The organism is uncultured Kiloniella sp. (assembly GCF_937128705.1).
Lineage (GTDB): Bacteria > Pseudomonadota > Alphaproteobacteria > Kiloniellales > Kiloniellaceae > Kiloniella.
In genome coordinates this window covers 1-4,407 of the sequence record NZ_CAKZMP010000248.1, presented here as the reverse complement: position 1 = coordinate 4,407, position 4,407 = coordinate 1, and the positions used below count along the sequence as shown (strand labels likewise).

The 4,407-nt window shown below is 42.6% G+C and carries 4 protein-coding genes and 1 pseudogene; 2 read left to right on the top strand and 3 right to left on the bottom strand.

Features of this window, described 5'->3' with window-relative positions; genetic code table 11:
- A partial coding sequence (locus Q0241_RS12925; protein WP_299378093.1) for a M23 family metallopeptidase occupies positions 1 to 668 on the top strand: 668 nt, incomplete at its 5' end.
- A gap of 46 nt (positions 669 to 714) precedes the next feature.
- Here Q0241_RS12925 and Q0241_RS22590 read toward each other — a convergent pair.
- From Q0241_RS22590 to Q0241_RS12915, 3 genes are all read right to left on the bottom strand, one after another.
- A complete protein-coding gene (locus Q0241_RS22590) occupies positions 715 to 1,008 on the bottom strand; it encodes a DUF6463 family protein (RefSeq protein ID WP_366941181.1) in 294 nt (97 codons plus the stop codon).
- Between the two features lie 161 nt (positions 1,009 to 1,169).
- On the bottom strand, positions 1,170 to 2,513 hold the full coding sequence (locus Q0241_RS12920) for an AarF/ABC1/UbiB kinase family protein (protein ID WP_299378091.1): 1,344 nt from the start codon (positions 2,511 to 2,513) through the stop codon (positions 1,170 to 1,172).
- Complete coding sequence (locus tag Q0241_RS12915; RefSeq protein WP_299378089.1) at positions 2,503 to 3,261, bottom strand: TetR family transcriptional regulator; 759 nt, start codon at positions 3,259 to 3,261, stop codon at positions 2,503 to 2,505. The genes Q0241_RS12920 and Q0241_RS12915 overlap by 11 nt, the downstream gene beginning before the upstream one ends.
- A gap of 328 nt (positions 3,262 to 3,589) precedes the next feature.
- On the opposite strand from Q0241_RS12915, the pseudogene Q0241_RS12910 reads away from it, so the two are divergent.
- Positions 3,590 to 4,407, top strand: a pseudogene (locus Q0241_RS12910) (mechanosensitive ion channel domain-containing protein); the annotation flags it as partial.

Below are 4,407 nucleotides of genomic sequence, written 5' to 3'. Positions count from 1 at the left end.
CCCAGATTAGTGCCCAAAACAACTATGCTTTTCCTATGCGCATATCGCTACAAATGACGGGGCATAATGTAATACCTACAAAAAAAACAGAGAACGTGCGACTTGACCCAGATGAAATTAAAAGCATTCTCACGATAAAGGCAAAAAGCCATGGTGAGTGGCGTTACAACTGGACATCACAGCTACATCCAGACACTGGAGACGCAAAACATGATGACCACGCGCTTTACCAACTCCCTTTTCCAAAAGCCAAATCCTATCCCGTTTCTCAAGGGCCTAATGGGGCATTTTCTCACACTGGGCCAAATAGCTTTGCCATTGATTGGGCAATGCCTGTGGGATCAGAAATTTTGGCGGCACGCGAAGGGATTGTCATTTCACTCAGGGAAGATTCATCCCGTGGGGGCGTTTCGAATAAATACAAAAGCGAAGAAAATTATCTCTGGATCCAACATCCTGATGGGTCAATAGGGCAGTATCTGCACCTTAAGAAAGACGGTGTTGTTGTCCAAATAGGTGATAAGGTCGATAGAGGTCAGCTTATCGCCTATTCAGGGAACACAGGCTATTCCACGGGACCTCATCTGCATTTCCACGTTTCTACATCGCAAACACATGGCGCAGCCTTTCAAAGTCATCCCATTACCTTCTCCACAGATGGGCCTTAGAAATTTACCCCGTCAGAATGACCTCTCACCCATCCCAGAGGGAGGGTTAATTCCAGTTGTCATTTGCTGATTTATTCTTCAGATAAAACCCGAATATTGCGGGAATCATGAACCAAAATCCTGACGCGGGTATCAACAATAATCCCAACGCCGTCATACATACCAAAGAAACGAGGATAACCTCTTGAAAAGGCGGCATCACTGTTTTCTTTTCGTCACGATCAATCATATACCCAACAAGAAAAAGCGGGATTCCAAAGAAAAAGAACCAAACGGTGTTTCCTACCTCAGCGTTCGCAACGCCCGTATCAAAGAAACCCCTCGTAAAGATAAAGGCCACCTAGGTTGGAAACATAAGAAAGGTAAAAACAAGATGGGTTATGGATACCCCCATAACCCATCTACCAACCCATCGCTGTTCAATAAAGTAGCAAAACAGTCTCTCATGCGACGATCTTTCCTCAAGCAGATCTTTATGTCCCCTCATCGTCATCGGCATTATCACACTCCGATCCACTTGTTTCCGGTTCTTACTGTTGCTCCCAACTTACTCAACAACAAAATCATCCCACGATAGGTTCGGTCAAAATATAATAGGTTTCTATTAATCTCTTTCATGAATGGTGTTATTTTTCGGGTGTCGGCCATCTTCATTTCTGGCCATTCCCGGTTGGTAAAATCAAATTCCTCTTCAAGATAAGGCTCAATCATCCATTTTTGTATGACATCTAGTTGAGGTTGCAAGATCGAACGAAATTCATCATTACTCATATCATCCTTACTGAGTTCCAGATCTTCATAGAAATGTCTTAGTCTTTCATAATCTGGCTCAACAGTATGGTGATGAATAAGGAATTTGTAGTAATCGGATATGGTTTTGGTAAATTCTCTATCCATTTTTCGAACACACCCAAAGTCCAACAACCCTAATTTGCCGTTTTTCATGAAGAGAAAATTACCCGGATGTGGATCTGCGTGCACAAAACCTAGTTCAAAAAAACTGTCGAAGAAAAAATCAAATAAGAGCTGACCATATGCATTTTTCTCGTCTTGTGAAGGATTGGTTGCCAACCATTCATCCAAATGAAATCCTGTTAACAGTTCTGTTGTCAAAATACGTTCAGAACTATAATCATCATAAGTTTCCGGAACGACGATCTTCTCGTTCTTTATTCTTTTTTTAAACCACTTCAGGCTTTCGGCCTCTTGGAAATAATCAACTTCCCGATGCAACTGAATAGTGATTTCATCGAGAACAGTGTCGATAATGTTTTTATCTGGCATCAAATCAGTAGAGGCAGAAAAAACTGTCAGCAACCCACCGAGCATTTTCACATCGCTTTTAATCGATGCCGCAATTCCAGGGTACTGAACCTTAACGGCAACATCCTCTCCCGATCCAAGTTTTGCTTTGTGAACCTGTCCCAGACTTGCTGCAGCAAACGCCGACGAGTTAAAATCATCAAAAATTTTGCCCGGACTTTTACCAAATTGATCCCGAAACACCTTGTCAACCAAAGCCCGGTTTAAGGGCGTTGCTTTATAGCAAGCTTTTGATAACTCCCGTCGAATACCTTCCGGAAGAATATCCGCTTCCATGCTGAGAATTTGTGAGGCCTTTAACGCTGTTCCTTTAAGTTGGTTCAAAGCCTTGAAAAGCGTTTTCCCGATATCTTCTTCGTGTTTGATACGAGCATCTTCATCCTGTTCCGGAGAGGAATGTCCCACGGTAAATTTTTTCTTACCCACATGCCCCAGATGTCGTAAGCCAACCTTGGTTGCGGTTAATCCAATTGTTGCCGAACGGTGCAGTTTTCTGGTTGCGATTGATCCCTTACCCCCCATGTTTCCAGCCTCCTTTGCCCGCGCCTTTATTGGCCATAGCGCCCAAGCCTTTCATTAGGCTCGAAAAACCCTGACCATTTTCTAGAAACCGCATCATCTGGCTTTTGATCATAAAGCTAACCAGATCAACACCCTTACCAAGCACGCCACTTTTTAATACTGTGGCAAAGAAATTTGTCGAAACCTCTACAAATTGAGTTGTCTGGGTGAATTCTTCACTTTCATCCTGTAGCCAATAGAGAACTATTCCCAATAAAGCATCAACCATCAGATGCGCTACGGCACTTTCAAAAGGAACATCCGGGATCTCACCATTTTCCACCGAATGTTCAAGAATTTGAATGATTTCTTTTTTCAGGGCTTTGCTTGCCGGGAACTCACGCTGCATTAAAAAAGCCGGAGACTCACGTAAAATCTCAATACTTTCAGCAACAAACTCACGATTTTCGATAAGGATATCTAGATAATTATAGATAAAAAATTGAAGTTTCTCTTCGAGAGTGAATTCAGGAAAATCGTCCGTTTCATCCACAAGCTGCATAACGCTATTCAAAACAGACTCATGATAAGCCAACAAAAATTTATCCTTGCTCGGGAAATACTTGTAAATTGTTGAATCTCCCATTTCTGCTGCCTTGGAGATCTGCTTCATTGAAACATTGTGAAAGCCATGCTCGGAAAACAGATCCACCGCAACAGCAATCAACTTCGCTTTATTTGCTTCTTTTTGCTTGTTAGATATTTTCATTTTGAGAATAACTTTCCATTAAATCCTTAATAATTAAATTTAATGTATAGCATTTCTCAAAATCAACAACTAAATTAATGAAATCAACTCGCTTAAATCCCAGGCGTCAAATAATTATCTAAATGATATCAGATAGATAATTTAATGCTGCCAAATTGACGCACTTCGAGACTCCTTGCCCTCCCAACAAACAGAGTCTGTTCGCCATAGGATAAAATTGCTAAACTTGTGATACAGGGTACCAAAAAGAAGCAAGCACAAAAAATAGCGTCAAAACTATGCACGCCTTTAGTGAGGTAAAATCAGGAGGTTAAGGTTGGATTTTTTAATGCTCCCAAGCCACGAAGAAATTACCAGCTGGATGGAACAAATTACCAGCTGGTTGGGACAAAATCTCTTGAGCTGGCCGGTCATTTTCCAACTGGGATTCCTCCTTATCCTTCTTCCGCTCAGCCGTTATCTCGGTAAGAAGTTACGCCCGATAGCCAGTGAGTGGAAGCAACTATCCAAAACACCACAAGCTCTAAGGCTGATCCTCACCAACCTACTGCCTATGATTCCCTGGGTTGTATTCTTGTTAATGCTCTGGATCACACTTGGTGCCTTGATCCAGCTAGAAATGCCTGTCCGCACCAGGTTCCTGATCAATACGGTCGCCAGTTTGACGTTAGCCTGGGTCATTATTAACCTCACGACAAGTCTCATCAAAACACGTATCGTCGCACGGCTGGTCTCTCTTTTCATTTGGTCAGTCGCCGCCCTAAACATCTTAGGGCTTCTTGATTTTACAGAAGAAATTCTAGACGCAGCTGCGCTAGACGTGGGGGGCTTACGTATATCAGTCCTCATGGTACTAAAAGGCGTTATTTCGCTCGCCGTGTTACTTTGGGCCGCAATTGCCTTTAGCTCTCTATTGGAACGCCGCGTAAAAGCCGTACCAGAATTAACACCTTCCGTTCAGGTCCTTCTTGGCAAATTATTAAAAGTTACTTTTATTGGTCTTGCAGTTATTGTTGGCCTAAAAACAGTCGGCATAGATCTCTCGGCCTTTGCACTTTTTGGTGGCGCCCTTGGTGTTGGTATCGGCTTTGGCCTTCAAAAAGTTATTTCCAACTTGGTATCCGGTATCATCCTGTTAATGGATCG